Origin of the sequence: Chryseobacterium edaphi, assembly GCF_025628985.1 — a bacterium.
GTDB lineage: Bacteria > Bacteroidota > Bacteroidia > Flavobacteriales > Weeksellaceae > Chryseobacterium > Chryseobacterium edaphi.
Genome location: NZ_JAOTEM010000001.1, coordinates 678,321 through 704,887, shown reverse-complemented (window position 1 = coordinate 704,887; position 26,567 = coordinate 678,321). Strand labels below are relative to the sequence as shown.

At 34.4% G+C, this 26,567-nt stretch carries 17 protein-coding genes, 1 tRNA gene and 2 pseudogenes; 2 read left to right on the top strand and 18 right to left on the bottom strand.

Going from position 1 to position 26,567, the window contains the following annotated elements:
- Positions 1-234: 234 nt before the first annotated feature.
- The 16 genes and pseudogenes from NZ698_RS03275 to holA form a co-directional block, all read right to left on the bottom strand.
- Positions 235-2,955: a substrate-binding domain-containing protein gene (locus NZ698_RS03275; RefSeq protein ID WP_263002593.1), complete on the bottom strand. Its 2,721-nt coding sequence runs from the start codon at positions 2,953-2,955 to the stop codon at positions 235-237.
- A 546-nt stretch (positions 2,956-3,501) separates the two neighbouring features.
- Complete coding sequence (locus NZ698_RS03270) at positions 3,502-3,897, bottom strand: hypothetical protein (protein WP_263001660.1); 396 nt, start codon at positions 3,895-3,897, stop codon at positions 3,502-3,504.
- Positions 3,875-4,072 (bottom strand): hypothetical protein, encoded by a 198-nt coding sequence (locus NZ698_RS03265; RefSeq protein WP_263001659.1) that lies wholly within the window; start codon positions 4,070-4,072, stop codon positions 3,875-3,877. Before NZ698_RS03265 ends, NZ698_RS03270 begins: the two co-directional genes overlap by 23 nt.
- Positions 4,073-4,090: 18 nt before the next feature.
- Positions 4,091-4,753, bottom strand: a pseudogene (locus NZ698_RS03260) (RHS repeat-associated core domain-containing protein); the annotation flags it as partial.
- Positions 4,754-4,844: 91 nt separating this feature from the next.
- The gene (locus NZ698_RS03255) at positions 4,845-5,138 is read right to left on the bottom strand and encodes a hypothetical protein (RefSeq protein WP_263001658.1); all 294 of its coding nucleotides are present in this window, start codon (positions 5,136-5,138) and stop codon (positions 4,845-4,847) included.
- 354 nt (positions 5,139-5,492) lie between these two features.
- The gene (locus NZ698_RS03250; protein WP_263001657.1) at positions 5,493-5,834 is read right to left on the bottom strand and encodes a hypothetical protein; all 342 of its coding nucleotides are present in this window, start codon (positions 5,832-5,834) and stop codon (positions 5,493-5,495) included.
- Positions 5,834-6,418 (bottom strand): tlde1 domain-containing protein, encoded by a 585-nt coding sequence (locus NZ698_RS03245; RefSeq protein ID WP_263002592.1) that lies wholly within the window; start codon positions 6,416-6,418, stop codon positions 5,834-5,836. The genes NZ698_RS03250 and NZ698_RS03245 overlap by 1 nt, the downstream gene beginning before the upstream one ends.
- Positions 6,419-6,445: 27 nt before the next feature.
- Positions 6,446-6,712: pseudogene (locus NZ698_RS19480) on the bottom strand (RHS repeat-associated core domain-containing protein); the annotation flags it as partial.
- A 168-nt stretch (positions 6,713-6,880) separates the two neighbouring features.
- The gene (locus NZ698_RS03235; RefSeq protein WP_263001656.1) at positions 6,881-7,366 is read right to left on the bottom strand and encodes a hypothetical protein; all 486 of its coding nucleotides are present in this window, start codon (positions 7,364-7,366) and stop codon (positions 6,881-6,883) included.
- A complete protein-coding gene (locus tag NZ698_RS03230; protein WP_263001655.1) occupies positions 7,366-17,655 on the bottom strand; it encodes an RHS repeat-associated core domain-containing protein in 10,290 nt (3,429 codons plus the stop codon). The genes NZ698_RS03235 and NZ698_RS03230 overlap by 1 nt, the downstream gene beginning before the upstream one ends.
- Before the next feature lie 10 nt (positions 17,656-17,665).
- Positions 17,666-19,048: a T9SS type A sorting domain-containing protein gene (locus NZ698_RS03225; protein WP_263001654.1), complete on the bottom strand. Its 1,383-nt coding sequence runs from the start codon at positions 19,046-19,048 to the stop codon at positions 17,666-17,668.
- Between the two features lie 790 nt (positions 19,049-19,838).
- Positions 19,839-21,062 (bottom strand): site-specific integrase, encoded by a 1,224-nt coding sequence (locus NZ698_RS03220; protein ID WP_263001653.1) that lies wholly within the window; start codon positions 21,060-21,062, stop codon positions 19,839-19,841.
- 252 nt (positions 21,063-21,314) lie between these two features.
- Positions 21,315-21,399 (bottom strand) — tRNA-Ser (locus tag NZ698_RS03215).
- Positions 21,400-21,539: 140 nt separating this feature from the next.
- Positions 21,540-21,911, bottom strand: a complete 372-nt coding sequence (crcB, locus tag NZ698_RS03210) for a fluoride efflux transporter CrcB (protein WP_263001652.1) — start codon at positions 21,909-21,911, stop codon at positions 21,540-21,542.
- Positions 21,912-22,070: 159 nt separating this feature from the next.
- Positions 22,071-23,012: a thioredoxin-disulfide reductase gene (gene trxB, locus NZ698_RS03205; RefSeq protein ID WP_263001651.1), complete on the bottom strand. Its 942-nt coding sequence runs from the start codon at positions 23,010-23,012 to the stop codon at positions 22,071-22,073.
- Positions 23,013-23,213: 201 nt separating this feature from the next.
- Positions 23,214-24,251, bottom strand: coding sequence for a DNA polymerase III subunit delta (gene holA / locus NZ698_RS03200; RefSeq protein ID WP_263001650.1), 1,038 nt, complete (start codon positions 24,249-24,251; stop codon positions 23,214-23,216).
- A gap of 8 nt (positions 24,252-24,259) precedes the next feature.
- Here holA and NZ698_RS03195 point away from each other — a divergent pair, with 8 nt between their 5' ends.
- The gene (locus NZ698_RS03195; RefSeq protein ID WP_263001649.1) at positions 24,260-24,688 is read left to right on the top strand and encodes a type I restriction enzyme HsdR N-terminal domain-containing protein; all 429 of its coding nucleotides are present in this window, start codon (positions 24,260-24,262) and stop codon (positions 24,686-24,688) included.
- Positions 24,689-24,993: 305 nt separating this feature from the next.
- Positions 24,994-25,737 (top strand): dienelactone hydrolase family protein, encoded by a 744-nt coding sequence (locus NZ698_RS03190; RefSeq protein ID WP_263001648.1) that lies wholly within the window; start codon positions 24,994-24,996, stop codon positions 25,735-25,737.
- Between the two features lie 47 nt (positions 25,738-25,784).
- Here the strand turns inward: NZ698_RS03190 and NZ698_RS03185 are convergent, their stop codons facing one another.
- Positions 25,785-26,015: a hypothetical protein gene (locus NZ698_RS03185; RefSeq protein WP_263001647.1), complete on the bottom strand. Its 231-nt coding sequence runs from the start codon at positions 26,013-26,015 to the stop codon at positions 25,785-25,787.
- A 2-nt stretch (positions 26,016-26,017) separates the two neighbouring features.
- The gene (locus tag NZ698_RS03180; protein ID WP_263001646.1) at positions 26,018-26,386 is read right to left on the bottom strand and encodes a cupin domain-containing protein; all 369 of its coding nucleotides are present in this window, start codon (positions 26,384-26,386) and stop codon (positions 26,018-26,020) included.
- Between the last annotated feature and the right edge of the window lie 181 nt (positions 26,387-26,567).

The following is a 26,567-nucleotide window of genomic DNA, read 5'->3' as shown; positions in this document are numbered from 1 at the left end:
GGTACAAAGGTTTTCAGCACAGCCACTTTTAGAAATTATGAATCGTTCATCAATCCATATATTCGTTCAGATAAGATCAGGTGGTAGAGAAAGTATAATAAAAAAAGCAGCAGTATAAATTACTACTGCTGAACTAAATTCATATGAGATCTAAAAATTATTTTATATCTAGAGTAAATCCGCAAATATTGTTACTGAGGTATCACTTAAAAGCAATGATCATTATATTTAATTTTATAACTGGTCCTTTCCTGCGGACTTTCTAAAAGCATTAGGCGATACTCCGAACTTATTTTTAAATACAGTAGAGAAATAATTTGGCGACGAAAAACCAGTTTTATAGGCAATCTCAGAAATTGTAAGTTCATGATTTTGCAGCATTGATTTTGCCTGTTCCAAACGGAAATTATTAATATAATCACTCACATTCAAATCAAACATTGCTTTTATTTTTCTGTAAAGCTGAATTCTGGAAATACTGAGCAGGTCTGCAAGATTTTCTACTGAAAAATCAGGATTGTCGATATTGGTTTTAATGAGTTGATTCAGGTTGTTCACAAAAATCTGTTCCATGCTTCCAAATGATTTGCTGTCGACGATTCTGCCAATATTGTTTGTATAATAATAACGTAGCTTCTCGCGGTTGTAAAGAAGTGCCCGCAGCGACTGTATCAGAATCGGGTAATTGAACGGTTTTGTAAGGTAAAGATCTACGCCGGATTTTAGTCCCTGAAGATAAGATTCTTTATTATCCAGTGCTGTCAGTAGAATGACCGGAATATGCGATGTTCGCAGGTCATTCTTTAGTAATTCACATATTTCAAAACCATTTTTTCCCGGTAGATTGACATCACAGATGATAATATCCGGAATTTCGTTCAACGCCTTATCAATCGCATCTGTACCGTCAGAGACCATCACCTCAAACTCGTTCTTTAGCTTTTTGCTTAAGAAGAAGGACAGATCTGTATTATCCTCCACCAGAAGAAGAGAATATTTTTCTCCTTGAGATTCCTGATTTTCAGTAATCGTGTCGTCTTCAAATGCCGTGAAAATGCTATCGTTTAAAAGACTGTCGGCATTTGCAAGACTAGGCTCTTTTACGATTTGGTCTTCGTTGAAATGCTTGTTTCCTTTAAAAAGAGTAATAATAAATTCCGTTCCCTGAAAAGAGCTTACTTCTATCTTCCCGAGATGAAGGTCAATGAATTGTTTACTAAGATGAAGTCCAATTCCTGAACTGTTTTTTCTGTTGTTGGAGCCTTTGAAATAAGCTTCAAAAACATTACTGATTTCTTTTTCGGGAATTCCAATTCCGTTATCTTTAAAACTGATTACTGCCTGATTTCCTTTTTCCTGAATCGCAATTTCAACTTTTCCGTTATCCGGTGTAAATTTGAAAGCATTGGACAAAATGTTGAAATAAACTTTGTCCATCAGGTTTCTGTCGATGAAGAGCTCAAGGCCCTTATTCTCTGAACGAATTTCGAATTTGATGCTTCTTTTCTTAGCTTCATTTGCAAAATCACGGAAAATAGCATACGTAAAATCGTAAATATTTGTCCTCGAAACTCTTAAATTAAACGTTTGGTTTTCTATTTTCCTAAAATCCAGAAGGTTATCTACCAAGCGCAATAATCGATTAGAGTTTTTATTAATCAGTTCCAATTCGTAGGATGGTTTTGTACCTTTAGCTTTTCCGGAATCCAAAGATTCCAACGAACTAAGGATAAGCGTAATGGGGGTCTTAAATTCGTGTGACAATCCCGTGAAAAAATTTACTCTGGCTTCATTACTGTCTTTTAACTCATTGGCAATGGTTTCAATCTGGTTTCTTTGAATGGTAATTCTCTCGTTGGTAAGTGTAAGCTGTTTATTTTTTATTTTAATCGCATAAATAAGGTAAATGGAATAGGCAACCAGGCAAAACATCAAGATCAGTATTACCACAGACCACCGAAACAATTCTTTTTGTGAAGAGTACAGCTCGATCTGTTTTTTAACCGCGTGTACCTGATTTTCTATCACACCTTGCTGTTCAATGATTTTATCAAATTGATTGCGCATAATTTCAGCATTCATCCGGTCAATGATTGTCGTACTGAGCTTGATGCGTTTTGGAACGGTTACATCGTTATGAATCTTAATCGCCGTCTCGATTGCTTCTGCTCCACCTGTTGGATACAACAAAGTAGCGTTTAGTTTTCCATCCAATACCATCTGTATTCCGCCATCTTTTGTATTCAGTCCATCAACACCAATAAATTTAATTTGATTCTCCAAACCTTTCTTCCGTGCAGCCTGCCATGCATTGGCAGCAAGCTCATCATTAAAAGCGAAAACATATAGACTTTGATTTCCTAAAGAATCCAGCGTTTTCCTGAAAGCGTCTGCCGGTAAACCTTTAAAGGTTTTTATCAGATCTATATTGGGATTGTTCTTGATTATTTGCTGAAAGCCGAGACTTCTTTCTATGGTTGGGGAAGATTGGTCATCGCCTCTTATTTCGATTACCTTTTTATAATTTTTAGAATCTGAGAGAATGTAATTGGCCGCTTCTTTACCTATTTCAATGTTATCTGCGCCAATATAAGTTGTATATTTTTCTGAATTGATCTTCCTGTCGAGCAAAATAACCGGAATATTTTTGGCTGCTGCTTTTTCTACTACCGGTAACAATGATTGTGGATCTATGGGTGAGATAATAATCACATCCACCTTATTATTAATCATTTTCTCTATATCCTGAACCTGCTTATTAACAGAACTTTCTGCTTTCTTTATATTTAGCTCTACTTCGGAATGAAGCGATGCCTGTATCTCCATAGAATGATTCATTGCAAGCCTCCACGGATGGTTTCCCAAGCCTTGTGAAAACCCGATAGTAATTTTGTCTGACGTTTTCTGCGATTTTTTACAAGAAAAAAAAACAAGGAAAAATAGAAAGAATAACATTCTATAAGCCTTAGGAAAACCGAAAACTTTCAAAAACTTTATTGTTAACATATTAACACAATATTAATAAAGATGTTGCAGACAGGCAATTTTTAATGATAATAATTTGGTTTAAATCTACTGTACTAATTCTATGTAAAAAAGTTAAATAATATCAATTGAATACACGCTAACCAAGATTGCCTTTGTCAAATGCTTAAAATTAAATTGTACTAAACTTAGTCTAAATGACGATTACCTGATAAAAATGAGTTTTGTAATTAAGATTTAATATGGCTTAATCAAACCAAATCATCTATAGAAGTGTTTGAAGATATTCCCATCTTGATCACAACAGCCAAATGGCGCCAACTGAAGACAGTTAGCGCCATTTTTTTACTTTAAATATTTGCTTTTATTCATTATATAATTAAAAATATTTGATAACGGCCTTGTACACAAAATACTATTTGGTACACTCAAATTTATTTTCACCATTACTATATTATTTTTTCATAGAGTGAATATGAAAGATTGGATTATTTGCTTTATAAGTTCCACTATAAATTATTCACATATATAATCTTGATTAATTAGTCTATTTTTACCGAAATAAAATCGTGCATAGCATTTATCCGAACTATCATTGATAGCACTATTATTACAGATTGTCTGTAAATAGTATACTAAAATTAAAACGTTTCCATCTTTTTCTACGTCATTGGGTTTTCCAAAAAAATTAATAAATTTTTCTTTTGAAGAGCGTTCTAATTTATACTTAAGAATCATCTTTTTTGCTAAGTTCTCGTTTCTTTTATTTAGGCATCCCAAAGAATCGCTGATCCAATTTTGATTTATTTCTAGTTTCTTAGTTTCTTTTTTTTCTTTTGTCTCACAATTCTGCAGAATTATTGAAAAAAATAAAATAAATTGTAATAATCTAATTTGTTTTCTTTGCTCCATTTTCATTATAAATTGTATTCGTAGTTCTTCCGATTTGTCCTTTTCCACTTTTGTTGAATCTAACATTTCTCAACATATTATTTACATCAGCATTATTGACTCTTCTTGTATTTGGATTCATTTTTCCACTTTTATTAGACCATTTAGAATTAACTGTTGCTCCACGTTCTGTCATAATACTTGGAGCAGTTTTCTAATCTTGGCCCGAAATAGTATGTGATGTATCAACTGTGTTACTTTCATCGCGATATCCTAACCCATGACCGTTTTCATGACTTGCTGTTGTTGATCCTGCTAAATCATCTTGCGTACTTAAAAACCCTCCGTTACCTCCGTCTTGCATAAAACTACTACTTTTAGCATCAGAAACTCTAAAAGAATTAACCTTAATACTTTTATTAGTTTTGGCCATATCGATAGTTTCCGTTTCTGAGACGGTTTGATATGTCATTTTAAATTTAACTTTATATTCAACACCATCAACCATTTTAGTTGCTCTTGCTCTATTATATTGTGAAACCATTCCTGTAACGATATTTGCAGAAAGTTTTTCGCTTGCTTTGCTCCCATAAAAAACGAAATGTTGATTCACTGTTATAGTTTTGCTTTTTTTGTCGATAACAGGTTCTTCACTTCTTCCATCTGGATCAATAAAATTTGTTGGGTTATTAAAAGTGTATACATATGGACTCCAGTTAGGGAACTTCTCTGCCAGTGGATCTACACCATACCAGATACTCAACCTCGGACTATAGTATCTCGCTCCATAATAATACAAACCGGTATCTCCATCTAATTCTTTCGCATTGAATTTAAACTGATTGTCATACGATCCATCCATCTGCTCAATCATCGTTTCACCGAAAGGTAATTTTAGGAAAAATTGCGTTGCTTATGATTGTGAATTGGTAACAAATGTCGCAGTTCCTAAATGATCGCCGTGCAAATTAGTATAAGTCAGGACTCCATGTTCTTTCTCTGAGCTCCAAAGAGAGACCTTTACCTACCCCAGATTTCTCAAGATACTTCTCAAAATCAGATTGTGCATCTGCAGGTTTTACAGATGGCTGATCTTCAGCTGTTCTATTGGTGTACAATACAGCTGGATCTTTAAACCTGTCTACACCGTCCATCAGCCTGCTCGCAAACCTTTTTGAACCTTCAAAATAGTGTTTTGTATACTGACCTGTTGAGCTTACCGTTACATAGGCATTCGGATATATTTTGTATAATAAAAACACACTACCACACGAAGGATTCGTGTGGTAGCGAGGGGGGAACCATATTTTCGAGACAATTCTTTTCAGTCTGAGCCGACTCATACTCCTTTAAAATTGCCAAAATTTGATTATTTGTAAATTTACCTGTTCACATTAATCTTTTTTGTTAATAATGTAGGGTGATAAAATGTCAGTTTTTAGGGAGACTTACACTATTTTATTCACTCAAAAAAAGGCTATCTCACTTTTAAGACAACCTCTCTTTTATTTTTTTAATCGTTCTTAATTATTGATTTTTTAAGAACGAATAAAGCTTTGGAAAAGTAACATATATTTTTTTATCTTTCAAATTACGAAAATTACCATATTGTAATCCTACATCCAAGTAGGAAAGTATATTTTTTTTTGTTCTAAATTTAAAGAGTGTATTGCATAAATATACTTTTCCTCACCTATTTTACATATTATTTTGACGAGAATTGCACCATGATCATAACCTGCAGAATCTTTAAAGTCAATAAGAGATAACTGTTTTATAGCTTGATTGTTACCATTTAGAGCCAAATCTAACAACTCACAATAAGCGACAGATTTTTCCTGTGATACTATCAATAATTGCTCCGTCACTACAATTCCCTTGACATTGCAATGCCTGTTGCACGCTAATATGCAGCAAAATACTAGGATCATAAATCCTGTTCTGTAAATTAAATTCATTATTGTCCTGGTTTTTTAGCCGGTACTTTATCAGTTCCAGTAACCTTTAGAGTTCCATAATTTGTTAGCCATGAAAATGGATTCCATTTTTGTTTACCTCTTTTCTCCTTAACTGTTTCTGTTTCTGTTGAGTTTATAGCCCCGCTGATTATATTCCACTCATCTTCTCTACTGCCTTGTGAGATATCACAAGTTACACAGCCCCAACTTACAGTTCCTAAATGCAATCTAAATCCATTTCTTCCAGAAGCATCATCTTTATCATTATGTGGACTACTATCTATTTTATCTAATCTAAACCAACCAGAATGGTTAGTATCAGCATCATTATCTAAAATATTATAATTTCCATTCGGTATTGGCTTTTCATTAGAAGTACTACTATTATCCCTAGAGACAACTCCACTTTCTGAATGACCGCCAGTAAATACGTTTTTAACCTGTATTCCATAATTAAATTTAGTTTTATCTTGATTAGTAAGTCTACTATAAGTTTGAGCAGAAACGAATTTATTTGAAAGCCTTGGATTGAGTTTACTGACATTAGGTATAATGTTAAGAATACCTGTTGACTTGTTAAACACCGCATCCACTTGCTTTCCATTTGGATCAATATAGCGTATTGGATTTTGATAAGTGTAAATATATGGATTTAAATTCCCCCAGTTGTAAACACCTTGGTTATGTTGACCATCACCATAAAACTCAGTCTCCATTACTGGATTATAAACCGCTAATGGGTCTACACCATACCAAATACTTAACCTCGGATTATAATATCTAGCTCCATAATAATACAAACCAGTATCTTCATCTAATTCTTTTGCATTAAACTTAAAAGGATTGTCATAAGATCCATCCATCTGCTCAATCATTGTTTCTCCGAAAGGTAAATTTAGGAAAAATTGCGTTGCCTGTGATTGAGAATTGGTAACAAATGTTGCGGTTTAGATAATAAAAACAAACTACCACACGAAGGATTCGTGCGGTAGCGAGGTTTCATAATTTAATCTTTAATATCAATCAGTTTTTTCGAGTGAATTACATTATTTAATTTGAATTTTAATTTCACCAATTTTGTAGCCAGACTTAGGATTTTTAACAAGTAACGTTACTTCCTCACCTAATTCTCCATCATAATGGCCTTTATAGAAGGCTTCTCCTAAGTAATTACCTTTTTCATCCTCAATAACCCAATTTCTACCAAGAGACTGTTTAATAGGCTCTTCCCAAATAATTCTTCTATAACGTTCATCTTCCATATCGAATGAAATTAAGAAACCATAAAATTTTTGGAAAGTAGATTTACTCAAATAAAACTTATTTTTAAGATCACTCACATTTTGCAAAGAATCCCCCTCAATAGTGATATCTAGATTACTTGAAGTAAAAGTTTTATTTTGTTTCGCTTCCTCAATACTGTTATAAGAATAGTAATTTTCCATAGTAAAATTACCACCAAAAATTAGCAAACTTATAATATAATATAAGATTATAACAAGTATGATTACAATAAATATTTTATTTTTCATTACCAACTTCCATTAACTCCATTTGAAGTTCTTTTAATTTTATAATCAACATCTTTACCTTTATTTTTCATTTCAATAGCTCTCTGTTTTGCCGCCGGAAGATAATTTGTTTCAATATATTCCTCACCTGTTTTCGCATCATATCTTCCCGTTTTATTTTGTTCACCATTTTGTAATCCTCCAGCATTAAGAGCCATCTCCGCAACTGTAGTACATTGATTTGCTTGCGTTAAAGTTTTAAACTGTGTCCATTTACTATCAAAAACCTCGGTTCCTGCTTTTATCATATTGGCATCAGTTTCTTCAGACGTAGAAATTTGATAAGCATTTTGATATCTTTGAATTATATTCCCATTGGAATCTCTGTGGGAACTACTTAAGCCTTTACCATCATCATAATCTTCCTTAAAAGTATTATGTTCAGAGTTTTTAAACTCATCTAAACTTTTAAACGTTTTTGCAGTGTAGTTATCATTTCTACCATTTTTACCTCTACCTTTATTATCACCCTTATCATAATCATATGATAAATATCTCCATCCTGATTTATCATTTCCAATTAATACTGCCATATGTCCTACAACATGTTTGTGTCCATTTGTTTTTCCACCATCCATACTTGTCTGTTTGCGTCCTCCGTGTGATAGAACTATTATATCTTTTCCATTTGGATCAATGGCATTAACAGGATTATTAGCTACATAAGCATAGGGAGATAGATCAGGATATTTTTCTGCTAATGGGTCAACGCCATACCAAATACTCAATCTCGGATTATAATATCTAGCTCCGTAATAATATAATCCTGTATCTTCATCTAATTCTTTTGCATTGAACTTAAACGGATTGTCATAAGATCCATCCATCTGCTCAATCATTGTTTCTCCAAAAGGTAAATTTAGGAAAAATTGTGTTGCCTGTGATTGAGAATTGGTTACAAATGTTGCGGTTCCTAATTGATCTCCATGCAGATAGTATAAATCAGGACTCCAGGTTCTTTCTCTGAGCTCCAAAGAAAGACCTTTACCGACACCAGATTTTTCAAGATACTTCTCAAAATCAGATTGTACGTCTGCAGGTTTAGTAGATGGTTTATCTTCCGCTGTTCTGTTGGTGTACAATACAGCAGGATCTTTAAACCTGTCAGCACCATCCATAAGTCTGCTCGCAAACCTTTTGGATCCTTCAAAATAATGTTTCGTATACTGCCCTGTTGAGCTTACCGTTACATAGGCATTCGGATATATTTTATATTCAAATAACTTTAATTCGTTAATTTCAACCGGCACCCCATTCTGATAGAGCTGAGTAGGGATTTCAAGCCCATATTTGATCACTCTCTCTCCTTTATCATTATATGTATAATATTGATAGGTACCGGTATTATCGTTATAAAAAGCTCTCAAACGATCCTGCTCATCCCAAAACATTTTCTTGACACCGTTGCTATCGCTATGATTCAAGGCATTTCCGTTAAAATCATAGTCAAAATATTCAGCATTACCAGATGATTGGTCTACAACTCTTTCCACTTTATGGGTATTCTGAACATAGTCATATCTATTTTCATACGTATTCTCATGTACAACATTCTGATCTCTTTCATGATGCTGGTGTTTCCTTGTAATTCCTCCAACATTATTATACTCCATTACAAGATTGTAAGTCGATGGGGTAAAAGAAGTTATAGGGATTTGACCTTCCTTTTCACGTATAATTACCTGTCCAGTCTCAGTACCTATCAACCTGTTGAGCGTATCGTAATTCAAATTAAACTGAAATGCCCCACCCATGCCGTTTGTCAACGGATCTGCCTGATTCTGAATCATACTGATGTTTGAAAACGGATCATATTTATACGTATTATGCAACATCATCTGATTGGCATTATTCATTAGGTAGTACCGGTCTAACCTTCTGTTTTGTGCGCTGTAAGCATAATGTTGTGACGTACCATTTCCATAGGAAATTTTTAAACGTTGCTCATAGTTATCATAATTAGAGTTTTCAATCAATGTTTCGCCATAATTATTATCGACCGATTTCAGGTTACCCCCTTTATCATAATGATAAGAGACAAGTTCTTCATCCGGATATTTGATCTTAGTCAAACGGTTCCAGCTGTCATAGTTGAAGTAAGTCTTGAAGTACATTTCAGGAATATGGGCTCCGCGTATAATTCTCAGCTCAGATATCACTTCTCCCATTCTTCCGTATTTATAGACTGTATCACCGGAACCGTCAGCTTTTGTAATGATTTTACCTGCATTATTACCTGCGGTTGAAAGTCCATACTGATACTGTACGTTGCCTGGGTTGGGATCTCCTGAAGGAAGATCTGGTAAGAATATTCCTAAAAGTCTGTTATAATCATATTTGTATTCAATATAGTGCGTATTGATACTGGAATCATTCAATAAATTATCCGTGGTTAATCTTCTAAGATTTCCAGCCTGGTCATATTCATAACTCGTTATTCCTTTATCAGGATGCCTCTTTTGCGTACGTCGTCCTGCAAGATTATAAGAATAACTTGTAGTCATTCCCTCTGGGTCTTTCACTTCCATTAATTCACCAATGGTATTATATTTAAATATTGTGGAAAGCGGTTGTGAATATAGATAATCATCTTTTTTCACAGTTTTACCTTCAGCGTTAGCGTAAGATTCCGATTTCTGATTTAAAAATTCATCAGTTGTTTTAAACAAGTTATTTGTAATGCTATATTGAGTTAACTTTGTGTTTGCGTCTTCATCTGTTGCAGAAACAACTCTATCCTTATTATCATAAGATTGAGAGGTACTTGGTCCGGTTGCTCCGTTCTGATAAAGATTCGTATTCCCAAGCATTTCAAATTTCGGATGATACTTCTGAATTGTTCTTCCCAAAATATCATAAACAGTTCTTCCTGAAATTGATCTCCATTCTGCACCGCTTAATTCTATGTCTTTTTTAACCTGTACCACTCGTCCTAAAAAGTCAGCATACGTATCGGTCATAATCGTGTTGTTAGTACTTGCATATTCCGGATCATAGTTTGAGGTTGATGCACGGTAGATTTTTACTGCGCTATTATTGTTAGCGATTCCTGCATGATCTGTCCAATATTTATATTTTACAGTAGGTACCGTAGAGTTGCTTGCAATCTCATTAGGTCCCATAATCGATGAGGGTCTTCCAAAACCGTCGTAATAAAATACCATAGCATTTCCGCCGGTGTCAACTTTTCTCGTTACAACGTCAAATAGTGGATTATAAACAGCCGTTGACTGAATGCCGTGAACATCTTTACTCATTGTCACATATTTATCAGTTACCGCATTATCATAGGTGTATTCAATCCAATATCTGTCATTATTATGATTGGGAGGAGAGGTTACTTTTTTAATATTTCCTGAAGGATGATATTCAATGTTCGTTGTAATATCATCAGTACCGTCATAAGTTATGTATGCACCAATATCACCATTATATTGGTTCACTGCTTCTATCCTTCTGTGTCGAAGTAACGTGCCTGTACCAGTTCCTTCATAAACTTCTACTACTGAAGGAAGAACAATATTATTGTTCAGTGACATGTATGATATTTGAGTATTGTACGCCGTTGAAGGGCTTGTGTATTGATAAATTGATATCATGCCCTTTGTGGTGTAAGAAAACTGCTCGGTAGTTGTAATATCTCCACCTGATTCGTGAACTGTATTTGTTTTCTCACTCAACAAAGCAATAGCCATCTTTCTTCCTTCTCTACCCCCAGTATCATAATCAGTTCCCAAATTTGAATTTAGATCAATCTGCGTTGTATTGTTAATAAATCGTTGAAGCTTATATTTGTAATTAGTCTCGGAAATAAGACCACCACTCCCGTTCATTACAATGTTTTTATCTGGCAAACCGCTCATTAGATAACTGTTATTGTAGTAATAGTCTTCGGAGACTCTTTCTGCTGATCCTCCATTCATCTCGGAAGTCCTTACAACTCCGAAACCAAAATCCTCTCTTTCTCTTCTGTCATACTTTCTATTACTGAAAGAGTAAACTGTTTCCATTTTGTTCCCTTGATCAGTCGTATAATTTGGAGAAAATACATCAGGTTCTGTTACCGTAATTTTATTAACAACCAATTTAGCATGAGGGTTATCATAATTTGATCTTGCAAATTGATAATCTAAGTTATATCTACCTTTTGAGATCGTATTGGTAATTGCTTTTAGCTTATTCGTTCTTCCAACCTGCGAATAATTTACCGTAAAACCACTGTTGTTATCAACCACCAAATCAGCATATCCATCACCGTTCATATCTTTAAATGCTTTTCTTGTTTCAGAAACATTTAATCCTATATTCGCAGTAGCTCCTGCTCCAGCTTTAATCCAAAGTATTAAAACTACAATAGGTGGTATCAGTGTAATAGGACCTATGTTGAACATATAATTTCCTCCAAATGAAAACGAACCGTTGAATGATCTCGTCTCATCAGTAAAGTCAATTGCTCCTGCTGATTTAAGGAGAGGTGTAGGGTTATCAAATTTATTTCCGAGATTGTATCGTACTGTGGATGAATTGTTGGAATTATTTACTTCAAGGATATCAATCAGTCCATCACCGTTTATATCTTCGTACACTGTTTCGGCAGTTCCAGTAGACGCTGATGCTCCAGCACTTGCACTGATTCCAAATCCAAAACTACTTAATGCGCTCAAGTTTGCAGAACCTCCTAATGACGCTCCTATACCAAGACTGAAACTTCCTTTAGGTCTTGAACGGTAGGTGATCAGATTTTCGTAAGAGGAATATCCCCCTAAGCTTCTCCCCAAATTCATAGCATAAGTCATGTACTGTGTACCTCCATCTTTAATCCTATCAGGTAGCCCATCTCCATTAATATCCAACCAGAAAGATTTTCCGGAATCATAAGAATCATAATAATCATTGACGCCCGCACTGATAGATGCTCCTCCTGACCAAGGCATGCCGGTGTCAGCACGTGTTGAGGTTCCGTTTCCTCCTTGCGCTCCGATTCTCCCTGTGACAGAAAATGCATTGTATGAGAAGCCAAGCGAATTCATTTTTTGATAACTGTTTGAACTGGTCGGAAAGTCTCCCGAATCAAGTATCTGCATATTATTCAAACTTCCTGTAGAATTGGTGAACTGAACAGATTGTGGATAAACAATGTCAGGATAGCCATCACCATTAAGATCAGAAAAAGTTTGGGTTTCTACACTGCCGATTCCTGAAAGCTGTGTTACAGAGTTGCCTGCACTTCCCATTCCAAAACTTAGACCTTGTGTATTATTGTATGAACCACTTTTATTAACCCTGTTAATTCCTTTCATTGTCGTGTCAACAGAAAGTTGTCCCGAAGTATAAGTAACCGGAGTTACAGGAGGCAATACGGCAACAGGATTATTGAAATAATTGACCGTTTCATCATTATTGAAACCCCATTCATTTGTAAACTGATTAGGACCGATTCCGACCCAATATCTTCTAAAGCCATTTCTGGCCTGCACTAAACTCGGCTTCATCATAGAAACTGTACTGCTTACCGTATTATTACCTGCATTAGGATTACTTGTTGCATTTAAAATACATTGTGCCAAATCAGCATTATTCGTTATTCCCTGACACTGTGGATAGGTATTTTGGGTTGTAACTTCTGAGGTAAATGCAGTTGACTGTATAGCAGGACCGTAAGTATAATCACTAAAGCTTCCGGGCTGATACAGGAATTGTCCCCAGTTATTGTAGAACAAAGATTTTGTATTATACATTGCCGTGTTAACCGCTGTTGCAGAAGTACTTGAATAAACATTTGCTGAATCATAGTAAACCACAAACGGTTTACCTTGGAAATGAGCATTATAATTATTAAATAATGCATAATCACCACCCGTTTTTGTATATACCTGAACCGTCACCAGATCATTGCTATTTCCGAATGCTGGATCACCTGTATAAAAAATAATTGGAGATACACCGCTCACCGCCTGTCCGTTAGACATATCCTGTTCTTCAATTAGGCTATTGCCGGCTGCAACCGTTATTTTGCGTTTAGCAAGAATGTTATTTCCTTTTTTTATGATATAATAGAATGATCCCGTTCCAAGACCTGAGAAATTCGAAACATTCTTATTGATTTGAATTCCAAAATTATGACTTCCCGAGATACCAGGATTAGCTAGTTGGCTAATATTTAATTTATTACTAAGCTGTGTAACTGCAAATGACGGATACTCAGGAACTGGTGCATGTCGTACAAAGATATTTGGATTGTAACTTGTAGATGCCTGATAGTCTACTGATATTTGTCCATTCCAGTTGACACCGTAAAAATTAGTATGGGAATCAGATTCTACCATAAATTTTAAATGTACCGGAGCAGATGCACTTGTGGTAAGAGTAAGTGAATGAGCTGTAGTGGTTAGATTCGTAGAATCGTACACCTCAGGATTAATTAAATCCGTAATCGTTCCGGAAGCATCTTCAGTAACAACTCTAAATGTAACCTTATCTGTTAAATACGAAAAATTCAGACTTGGTATTTGGATAGTAGCTGTTCCGTTGGCATCAAGATAGATAGGCGCTGATATGTTGTTCAAGAATAGATTGTCCGCATAGCTCCCATTATTTAGATGGAATTGATCTTGTTCCAGCAACGCATTATTTGGAATCTCAGCACCAGAATTGGGATCAACATAAGTAATAACCGGATTAGAACCTATCTGATAATTTTGGTTAATATTTTTATGCAACCTTACATAAATTTTTTCACCGCTTTTTACAAATAACCTATTACCATTATTAATACCATAATGGCTGTTTACCCCATTTTGAGGTAGGTTCTGAATTTGACTCAAATAATCGTTATACCTTTCAATCGATATATTTTGAGTCATCGCTCCCGCAACGATTTCTGATAAATAAATTCTTCCATTATTGTAAACCAAAGGATTGCCCGTCGGCGTTGGATTTAGTATTTCTACAGAATAATACATTTTCTGTGGAGGAGATTGCAGCTGACCATATGCCGTCATCGTCACATCATCCCTAAATCTAACATAACCATCCTTTGGAGCTATCCAAATTTTAACAACATCAGTAATCGGAACCGGTGGAAGCACAGGATCCTGCGGACACCTTTTAGGATCAGGGCACGCACTTAAAGGGCTCTGAACTGCTTTTGCTTTCACGATCATATTTTCGGTGTGCTCAGAATGTTTAGTCATTTCAGACTTTCCTGTAGTCCGGTCAAATCTATTGAACCATACTTCACCGTTATGCACTATATCTGTAAGGCCGTCTGAATTGGCATCAATGAGATATGTTTTTGTTGTACTAGTCGAAGAAGAGCTTATTTGTGATTTACTATAAATAATAGCTCCCATATCCCATCCCGAATTAGTGGTTTTTGTTTCGGTGAATGAGAAATCACCACTATAGTTTCCTATAGGTTGTGAGGAATTAAAAGCCAAATTACCTAAGCCATCTAAAGTTCCGGTTCTTAAAAAAAGTCCTTCATCAGGTACCCTGTAGATCATATCCTGAATACCATCGCCGTTAAAGTCAGAAAGTTGTTGAGCATTTCTTGCTTCCGCATTTGAGTAACCAAAAGGAAATCCAAACATCAAATGTCCGTACGCATCATTCGAAGGATAGTAGAAGTTTAACCCTGCAGCAATTCTGAAATTCAAGCCTTTCTCAGAACTGATATTCCCGTTGATTTTAGATGGAGTAAGCAGGCTATTTACTATTCCGGGATAAGGCTGTTTGTCATTTTGTAATCCTACATGAGTATCCGGACCGTACATTCTCACATTTCCTTGACCGTCACGAACATCGTTGTAATAGTCGAAAGTATAGCTGTCAGTAATTTCATTACAAGTCGGATCAATCCCGCCACTAGTACCACCACCGCCGCCACTTCCGTCATCAATATCTCTAATTTCAGATTTGCTTGCCAACGTTGTAGAACAAGGATTATGAGGGACAATATAAATACGCTTTAATAATGTTTTATAAAACTCACCATCAATATAATCCATTTTATAGGTTCTGATCAGTTCAGTTTTATACTTTACTTCGACGCTTTTCAACAAATAAGGTTCTGATCTTGCAAAGCCCTGTTTAGCATTGATACTGATATCTTTTCTTGTTATACTCGTCTCTTTAATAAAGTTAACGGTATAATCCTTATTCTTTCCATAGGCAATCTTTTTGATCTGATGGAACTGACCACCGCCACCGCCTTCATTATAATAGGTAAATTCCATAGTATTGCCATGTGCATCCTCTACCATTCTTAGGCTCCAATGTGAAATTCCACCTACTCCGGAAAGCATTGAATCGGGTGACCCACCATAATATCTTTTTGTTCCATCGGTAGAAGTTACCTTCCATGTGTAACCACCAGGAGAATTTCCTATGCGCTCAATCAATGAAAAATCATGATTTTTTCTAAGATAGAATTTCTTTACCAAACTGCTGTTAGGATCTGTAAAAGCTGTTCTCAACTGTTTTTCAGTAGTAATCGCTGTATTATTTTCGCTGACATCATTATGTCTGTGAGGCAAATATTGATTCGGATAAACCAGCATTTCTCCGTCTAGGGAGTAAAGTTCCGTTTCACCTGCTGCATCGAATTCAGGAGTTCCCCATCTTGTATCTACCGTTATGGATGACAAACCACTGATATTCCATCCATCTCCCATCCAACCGTTACCACCTCCACTGCTATATCCGATAGATAGTGATGGTTGAAGACCGCCAAGACCACTTGGAACACGAATTGGATAATTTGCATTGGCATCTCCCTTTTGATTTGCGCTAGGAACACCCATCAATTGTAATCCAGCCGTCGGATCCGCTGCTTTTAAACCGCTAATGCTTGTTGGAGCGAAAGATTCCAGTTGCGAAGATTCCGGAACTGATATTACACCATTAATATAATCTGTATCACCATCTCCTTCTACAGTAACTACTTTCTTCTCTGCATCAACCTTACTTGTCGGATCTACTTTCCATTTCTTGGACGAATAATCAAAATAGAAAGCTTTGATTTCTTTTGACGATCTTGCTCCCAATTTTTTATCGTCATAAGGAATAGATAATTTGACCTTTTTTGACAATACACCACTTTTAATAGATAGACGGTAAGCTGACGAGTTCGCAGTCATGCTCTTAATTTCCCTTGAAACAGCAGGATAGTCTTTTTTTCTCAATTTTAAAATCTGTACCTGAGCTGATGACTCCACAGAGTTTTTATCAATCGCTACTGTTGTATTTTCATAAGTTTCGTTGTACTCGTTATCTTTTGAAATATTAATAATTAAAGGTTCATAGCTGCTTTCATTTAATGTTTTAAATGAGGATTTGCCTACAGGAATTTTGTATTCCTGTATACCATTTAAATTCTTGATCGTAATACTTCCTTTAGCTTTATTTTCTTCAGTCAGCTCTATCAAACTTTCAAATTCTCCATTTGCTGTCAGTAAAGATTTATTATCTACTGAAACTGAATTTGAAAAATTTGTATTTTGAATACCTTTAATATAAAGCTGATTACCTGAAAGTAGTGATGAAATATTCTCCGGAGAACTTACTCCTTTTTCAAAAACAATTTTTACATCTCTAACTTTATACTTTATCCCGTTGATAGATGAAGTAAAGAGAATGCTGTTTTTGCCTTCTTTCAATGAGCTTAGACTGATTTCCTCTCGCTGCACATTCCATTTGCTGCTGGGTAAAATAATATTTCCTCCAAATGCAATATTTCTATTGATTGATCTTGACACTGAGTGATAAGATTCTAACCCAAATAAGTCATACACTAAATATGCTTTTGTATTTGATGTGTTAATTGCGGGAATACTGATGGTGAAAAAATTATCAGAGGGGTTATCCGACTCATCGTCAGAAAACTCACCGATCATCCCCTGCTTTTCTTCAGAATCGAAAACCTGATCAGGATTATTATTGATTAAAACATTCGGGATCACATTAAATTGTCCAGCGTGATTTACGTTTTTATTTTCGCTCGTAGAAAATATGGAAGTAGAAGCTGCAACAGTATTTGGATTATCATTATTTGTTTTTCCCTCTTTAGTTTCCGGTTTATCTTCAAAAATATAATGATCAAAATATTTCTCCATCATCTTCAATTTGAAGGCTCTTACCTTATATCGGTCTTCTTTCGTAAAACTTGCGAAAAGAAACATTGTAGCAAAAAAGCACACCAAAAGAGCTGACTTCTTTGTAAAAGGAAGTTTTAGTGATTTTATTTTCATGATTTGGTTTTTAGTAAACGATTAATTTGAATGTTTTGATTACTTTTCCGTTCTGCGTTAAGGTGATCAGATATGAACTTTGAATTCCCAACGAACTGCTGTAAGATCTTGAATGATGGCCGATTTTTTCCAGTTTAACCAGTCTTCCGCCTCCGTCATAAATTGCAATAGATAAATTTTCCATTTCCGGGAATTTCACTGTAAAGCTTTGTCCTTTTTTAACAGGATTTGGATAGAGAACAATTTGAGTGAGATCTAATGAAAGTTGGTTTTCATTGATAATTGATGAACCTGAGCTTGTCTGATCTTCTGTTTTAGTATCTTGCAGAGGACTTACTGCAAATGTAAAATACTGAAGGTTTTCATCATTTTTATCTCCTGAGAAATTTACTTTACTAAAGTCTACATGATCTTCGTTTTCAACTCCTTGCAACTTCGTAATGTCTCCAGCTGAATTTTTTAAAAACATCCAATATACTATTGGAAGCGAGTCGGGATTGATTGTTTTCTTATTAATCCTCACTTTATACTCTTTTCTAGAAATTGTAGAACCTACAAAATCAATTTCCCAGTTTCTTTCGAGAACATTGAAATTTCCGTCCGGTTTCATAGTCATTCCTTTATTATTATCAGACCAGATCACAAAATTATTATGATCAAAGAGACTTGTATTTTCTACATTCGTTTTTTTAATATCTGTCTTCCCGATTGTCAAGAATTGATCTTCTACATTGGATGACTGCTTTTGATACAATTCATTACCGTCATCTCTGCCAAGACCTGTCGGTCTGTGTACAAATTCTTTATGCTTTTCAGGATCCCAGATCACTTTTCCATCACTGTCGTAATATTTTCCTCTCTGTAAAGAAATTCCATATTTAATCGATAAATAAGAATGAATCTTATTCAAATCCATTGCTTTTGCCTTTCTGGGTATGAAAATCATCTCATATAGATTTTGATCTTCAAACCTGATTTTTATACTGTCTGATTTTCCGTCCGGGTTTTCAGCATTCCCAGTAAAAGTGAAAATACTGGGTTGCTTCTGAATTTTTGTCGTCTTCTTAGACTCCTTACTTTCATATTTGGTGTTGCTTAAGGATATTTTCTGATCATCATTTTCCCATATTTTTTCATCATCCTTTGCTGTATGAACCATACTCAATGTATGACTCTTATTTTTACTGTGTTTGATGTATTTTTTAATAGACCTATCTTTAATTCCATAATGGAAATTTAGCAATTGATCATTTTTGGAATTAGAAGCTTCCCGGATTGTTGGAGTAGATTTTTCCCATATCTGGATATCAGATCCAATCAATTGGGAATAGGTGTTGGCTGAATATAAAAATACCGCTACCATAACCGCTTTACAGTATAGAAATTTTGACATAATAAAATGAATTATGTGAGAGAAAATAAATAAAGAAATAGATTTTTAATTTTCAGGATTCTGAAAATTGAGGAATGAATTAAATCATTAATTAGGGAAATTTAATGTGTTTTTTCATATTGTTTTGGGTTATTGTTTTATTTGGTACGACAAAACTATTAAAAAAGGATTAAAAAACACAAATAAATCTTAAAATTTATTAAAATTTCTTAAAACGCTTTTGATATATCAATTCAAACAAATAAAAACTAATCTAAAAATCACCAAAGTTGTTATAAACAGTCTTAATTATACAAAATCGATTAACATTTACCAAGCTCTCAGAAATTAATATTTATTAAGCTCTATCTCATTTCAAATTCTGGAATGGTTTATTTGTAGAGTTCGATTTGAAGTACTATTTTGTAGCATTGTAATTGTGACTAAAATTCAAATGAGATATAAATTAGAAATAAAGTTTCTTTTTGGTATTTTAAAACAGCAATATGCACTAAATCTTCTCTTCGGTTATTGGTAAAATACAGGTCGAACAATTTAATGACTAAATATTACAATTGTATTTGCTTCGAATTTTAGAGATTAAATTGATAAATATTACAATATTTATATTTAATGGAAATTATCTGTAAAAAATAAGCTTTGTAATTCCTGTTTAATTTGGCTCAATCGAACCAAATCATCGATAAACGTGTTTGAAGATACGCTCGTCTTGGTCCCTTGACAGGATTATTCCTAGACTCTTTGTATTTTAACTATTCAACACAAGCTATTTAAGCAAGCATGAAGACAGTTATTTTTTTTCTTCCTCAAGTTTGCTTCTTAGGCTCAACATATCATCGCTCACTTTTTGATCTAAAATCCTAGCATATTGTTGTGTAGTTTTTATATTGGTATGGCCAAGCATTTTGCTAACGCTTTCGATCGGTACTCCATTAGACAATGTAACAGTAGTGGCAAAAGTATGTCTTGCGATATGAAAGGTTAATTCTTTATTAATTTCACATAAATCTACAATTTCTTTGAGATAGGAATTCATAGTCTGATTGCTAATAACAGGAAATAAAAAACCTGAATTTACACAACTCGGATGATTCTCATATTTTAAAACTAATTCTTTTGCTAATGGTAATAAAGGAACTCTCACTGACGTATCGGTTTTTTGACGACGTGTAAATATCCATTGTTCACCATCGACACCAATATTGACATTATTTTTGGTCAAATTTTTTACGTCACCATATGCAAAACCAGTATAACAGCAGAAAAGAAAAATATCCCGAACCTGGCGCAATCTGTCCGACACAAATTCTTTTTCATAAATCACCTGAATTTCCTCCTTTGTTAGATAAGGACGTTCTACTACTTTAAGCTTTGCTTTGTAGCCCAGAAAAGGATATTTTAAAAGCCAGCCATTCGCAATACATGACCGAATGATCTTTTTAAAATTCTTGATATATTTTACTGCAGTATTGTTAGCACATTTACGTACACTACGAAGCCAGAAATCATAATCCATTATGAAAGCGTGGTCAATTTTTGTAATGTCAATGTCGGAGGTCTTATATTTCCACTTAATAAATTCCTGAGTATGTTTTAATGATGTTTTGTATCTTTCCAACGTTCCTGGTGCGAAATCTTGACCAACCAATGCTTCAATTTTATCATTGTGCTCTTGAAATATGGGAATTAACATTCTCTTTTCAATGTCGGTTCCGAGCAGTTTAGATTTTAAACTAACAGCTGTTACATCGTCTTCCTCTTTTAACATCAGGTAGTGTGAATTGTAAACATCTTGTTCTAAAGTCTTAAGATAAATATTCAATGTTTTAGCCTCTTGCGAATTACCTGTTGCTTTGCGCGCTTTACTATCCCATTTGTGTGGCTCTATATATCTTTTAGCAGCAATATCCGAAACCTTCCCGTCTATTGTGATTCTTAAGTATATCGGAGCGGTTCCATTTGTTCTAATTTTATTCTTTTTTATTATGAATAAAAGATTGAATGTTTTGTTCATTATGTGATAACTTTAATTGTTTAATAATTTAATATTTGTTACCACTTTTTGCAAGATGTATAACCATTGAACTGGCTATTGGTCAGGTTTTTTGAGTTTTTCGTGACCTCTTTTCATGTTTTCACGATAGGTCACAAAAAGGTCATAAAAATCGTGACCTATTTTGATTTTTTTTTTGACTCTAGCGCAAACAAAAAACGCTGTAAACATTGATGTTTACAGCGTTTTAGCTTATTTTAGTTTCTCAACCAGCGGAGAGAGAGGGATTCGAACCCCCGGACCTGTTACAGTCAATAGTTTTCAAGACTATCGCAATCGACCACTCTGCCATCTCTCCTGATTTGCGACATTACTGTCGTTTTCAGTGGTGCAAATATAAAACTCTTTCTAATATCTGCAAAACAATTTTATGTTTAATTTAAACTTAGATTAATAAATCATTAAAAATCAGATGACTTATTTTTAAAACAAATTAAACTAATGCAATAAAACCTGAGATTTCATCCCCGCAATAACTGCAACAAAACCTAAAATAACACTTAAAGCCACATACAAAAGTAAAGTTCCATATTCCTGATTTTGCCACAACGAATAATTCTCAACCGAAAAAGTAGAGAACGTTGTAAAACCCCCACAAAAACCTGTAATCAAAAGGTATTTTAAATAATTATCATTTTTCATAAAGTAAGAAGTCAAAAATCCAATCATCAAGCATCCAACTATATTTACCAAAAAAGTGCCCATCGGAAATGAATTGATATTCCAAAGTTTTTGGGTATAATTTGACATTAAATATCGTAAAATACTTCCGAAGCCGCCTCCGACAAAAATGAATAATATATTTTTCATATGTAGATATGTCTTGTTTTTAAAAGTCATCCCTAATAGTCGGGACAAGTAATGCAGTTGATGAAACTTATTAATTGTTTATGTTTCCAAATCATGGCAACTTCATCATAAAAACAAACGCACCAAAAAAGGTGCGTTTCTATATTTTAAAATTGAATATTAATGCAATTCAGCCAAATATTTTTCAGCATCCATTGCTGCCATACAACCACTTCCTGCCGCTGTAATTGCCTGTCTGTAAATATGATCCTGAACATCTCCTGCAGCAAAAACTCCTGGAAGATTTGTTCTTGTAGATCCTTTTTCGGTTGCGATATATCCGTTTTCATCTAAATCAATCTGACCAACAAAAATATCAGTGTTTGGTTTGTGACCGATCGCAATAAAAATTCCGTGAACATCTACTGTCGATTTTTCCTGAGTCTGGTTATCAATAACAACAGCTCTTTCAACCAGATTATTCTCGCCTTCAATTCCAATTAATTCATGGTGAAATTTCACTTCAATATTCGGTGTATTTTCAACTCTGTGAATCATTGCTTTTGACGCTCTGAACTCATCTTTTCTCACCAACATTGTCACCTTATTCACAAGCTTTGCAAGATAAGTCGCTTCTTCAGCAGCAGTATCACCTGCTCCGACAACCACAACATCCTTTCCTCTGTAGAAAAATCCATCGCAGGTCGCACAGGCAGAAACTCCTCCCCCATTATATTTTTTTTCGTCGTCTAAACCAAGATATTTTGCAGTCGCACCTGTAGAAATAATGACCGTTTTTGCAAATAGCTCCTTATTCCCTGCATATAATTTATGAACTCCGCCAACTTCTGTAGAAAATTCGGCTTTTGTTATCATTTCGTAATGCACTTTCGTATCAAATCTTTCTGCCTGTTTTTGTAGATCCATCATCATTTCAGGACCTGTAATTCCAGCAGGATAGCCTGGGAAATTATCAACTTCGGTAGTTGTCGTTAATTGTCCACCCGGCTCAAGACCTGTGTATAGTTCAGGTTTTAAGTCTGCTCTAGCTGCATAAATTGCTGCTGTGAAACCAGAAGGTCCAGATCCTACGATGATACAATCTAAAATATTTTGCTCCATAATTAGCTATTCAAAAAGATTTAAATTTTAAGTGGACAAAGTTCGGAATTTTTAATATTTAATTAAAGAAAAATTAATGATAGTTTTCAATAATAAATATGTTGATTGTCAATTGAGACTGCCAATAAATAAAAGTTAATTATAATGGTCAAGTTTATCAAAGGATTTACTAGTAAAGCAAACTTACTCATCATTCTCATTTTAAACTTTCATTTTAATTTTATCAACATTGATAATCTTGTAAACCAGTTCTTTAATCAATTCCGCTTCACTCATATTGACTGCTCCCAAACCTTTTCCTTTCATATCGAATTCTCTTAAAATAGAAATTACTCTTGTCGAATGTTTTAAAGGATATAATCTCGCTGCTTCTGCATAATCTTTTAGAAAATAAGGATTTACACCCATTTGCGAAGCAATAACTTGCGGCGACTGACCAATCATTGTACTGTAAACAATTACATTCGAAAAGTAATTATAAAGGCTTGAAAGCAACATGACAAAAGGATTGTTTTTCGGATTTTTACCCATAAAATGAGCAATCTTGAATGCAGCATTCGTATTTTTTGTTCCTAAAGCTTTCTGGAGTTCGAAAACATTGAATTCTTTGCTGATTCCTATGTGATTTTCAACAATTGTTCCGTCTAAAACCTGCCCTTCTTTAAGGATAATTTTCAATTTACCAAGCTCGTTCGAGATTCTGGAAAGGTCATTTCCGAGATATTCTGCGAGAAGATGAGAAATATTCGGGGCAGTTTTTATTTTTAGTCTGAGACATTCATCTGCAATCCATTTCGGGAGATTGTGATCTTTAAAAGACTCGCTCAAAAAAAGTGCATTGATTTTACCTAAAGTTTTTGTAACCTTCTTCCGGCTGTCTAACTTCTTGTGTTTGTGAGCAAAAACCAAAACTGTCGAAGGAACCGGATTTTCAACATACATTTCCAATGCCCGGCTTTCTTCATCATTAAATTTTAAATCCTGCGCTTCCTTTACGATAATTACCTGCTTATCTCCCATCATCGGAAACTGTCTCGCCAAAGACAAAACTTCCTGATAAGTGGTATCTTTTCCGTAAGTTACAGTTTGGTTGAAAGCTTTTTCGTCTTCCTCCAGAAAGTCGTGTTCAAGGGCTTTTACAGCAACGTCAATAAAGTAAGGTTCTTCTCCGTGGAAAAAATAAATCGGTAAAACTTCTTTATTTTTAATATTTTTGAGGATTAAATCTAATTCTTTCATCTCTATAAATGGAACTTCCCAAACTGAATTTTCAGGAAACTTTTGATTTTAAATTCAAGAAAGACAAAGATAAGTTTTTTATCTATGATTTGGTGCGCAAAACTTACCTTTTGCTTACTCCTGAAGAATGGGTGAGACAACATTGGATTCATTATTATCTCACCGTAAAATCCTACTCTGCATCAGCTTTAATCACAGAAAAAAAGATTGTTCTTAATGGTTTGACGAAAAGAATTGACCTTTTAATTACGGAAAAAACACAACCCATTATTCTGATTGAATGTAAAGCTCCGCAAATAAAACTGACTGAAAAAACGTTCGAACAAACTGCACGATATAACTCAATTATCGGAGCAAAAGAAATTGTTTTGACAAATGGATTGCAGCACATTAATGCTTATTATGATAACGGAGAATATCAGTTTTATAAACCTTGAAACCTTTTATAACATTTTATTAATCTCATTGTAAGTTATTTTCGTTAATTTAGATAAGAGTTTATTTCAATTATCATTTAGGCATACTCTTTGTCATTCCGTAGGAATCTAGAAACGAATCTTTAATATTATTTCTAATAATTTTGAATAGATTCATACGAAGTAACAAAAAGACTGTTGATTTCATGATAAAATTTGAAAATCCGACAAATCTTCTAGCCCCGATTGTAGTGAAAATCCTTTTTTGAAAAAAAAGATTGCAACGGAAAGCGGGAAAAAGCTCCTGAAAAATTAAATTACAAAATATGATAAAATCAATTTTCATCACTGCAACTTTGCTGATTTCTGCAACAGTTTTTAGTCAATATTTAAAACCTGTTTCTTATCAGGACGGTTCTCAAAAACTGAACGGTTTGGTAACCTCAAACGCAGGAAAAAAACTTCCCGGAGTTCTCATTCTTCCGGCCTGGAAAGGAATTGACGATGAAGCAAAAACTGCGGCGGCAGATTTAGAAAAACAAGGATATGTTGCCTTTATCGCCGATATTTATGGTGAGGGAAATGTGCCGAAAGACAATGATTCGGCAGGAAAAACGGCAGGATTTTATAAGAAAGATTACGCTGCCTACCAAAAAAGAATTTCGCTGGCTTTGGAACAACTGAAGAAAAACGGTGCCATTCCAGAGAAAATTGCATTGATCGGATATTGTTTTGGCGGAACCGGAGCTCTGGAATCCGCAAGAGGAAAATTACCGGTTGTCGGAGTTGTTTCTATTCACGGAAGCATCGGAAAAGATCAATCTAGACCGAATGAAGCGATTTCAACTAAAATTTTAGTAGAAAATCCTGCAGAAGATAAAGGCGTAATTCCTGAAGATTATAACAATCTGGTAAAAGAAATGAATGAGGGAAAAGCTGACTGGCAAATTATTACTTATGCCAATTCAAAGCATACGTTTACTGATCCGAAATCGCCCGACTACAATCCTGTAATGGCAAAAAGAGCATGGAATCATACGTTGATGTTTCTAAAGGAAATTTTGAAATAATTAAATTTTATAAATGAAAATAACCTCAAAAAATTGAGGTTATTTTCTTATACTTCACTGGTTGTATTACAATTAGAACACCACCAATATTCACTTTCCCGATCTTTCAGCTTTACTTTTGTTTTCTCTTCACAATTTTCACATACAAGCTCATCGCTGACAGTTTGCTTTGCTTCATAATCACAGTTAAAACAACTCCAACTCGTCAGATAAGTCTTTCCGTTTATAAACCAAGTAAAAGAATTTTCTTTACACTTTGGACAAATTTGTAACGCCATATTTAATTTTTTTCTTCTTCTCTATTCACCAGTTCCATCGAAAAAGCAGGAAGACAAATTGCAATATATTCGCATGATTCAGAAAACGGATTACTGTAACGAATTCTTGCTCCTTTTTCAATCAAAATACTTTGCCCTTTTTCTAAAACTACAATTTCGCCGTCAATTTCAAATTGTTTTTTACCTGAAATAATGATGGTAAACTCATCAAATTCTGGAGTTTGGTGAGGTTCGCTCCAGTTTGGCGGAGCAACCATGTGTGCAATTGAAATATTTTGATTTTGGGTTGAATTTCCCCAATGTTCCTCTATTAACTTTCCGTCATTTGTTGGAACAACAAAAGGTGATTTTTGAATTTTATATTTTTTCATATTATTTTTATATTTTTTGAACATAGAGTACACAAAGATTTTTGACTACTAATTGTTATTAATTTACACAAAGCCGTTTGACTTCTTCTAGTCTTCGATTTCACATATAAAAACTCAAAAAGTTCTTTTATTTAAAATAAATTCTCTTCCATATTTAGCAGATTACGCTGATCTTTTCAAC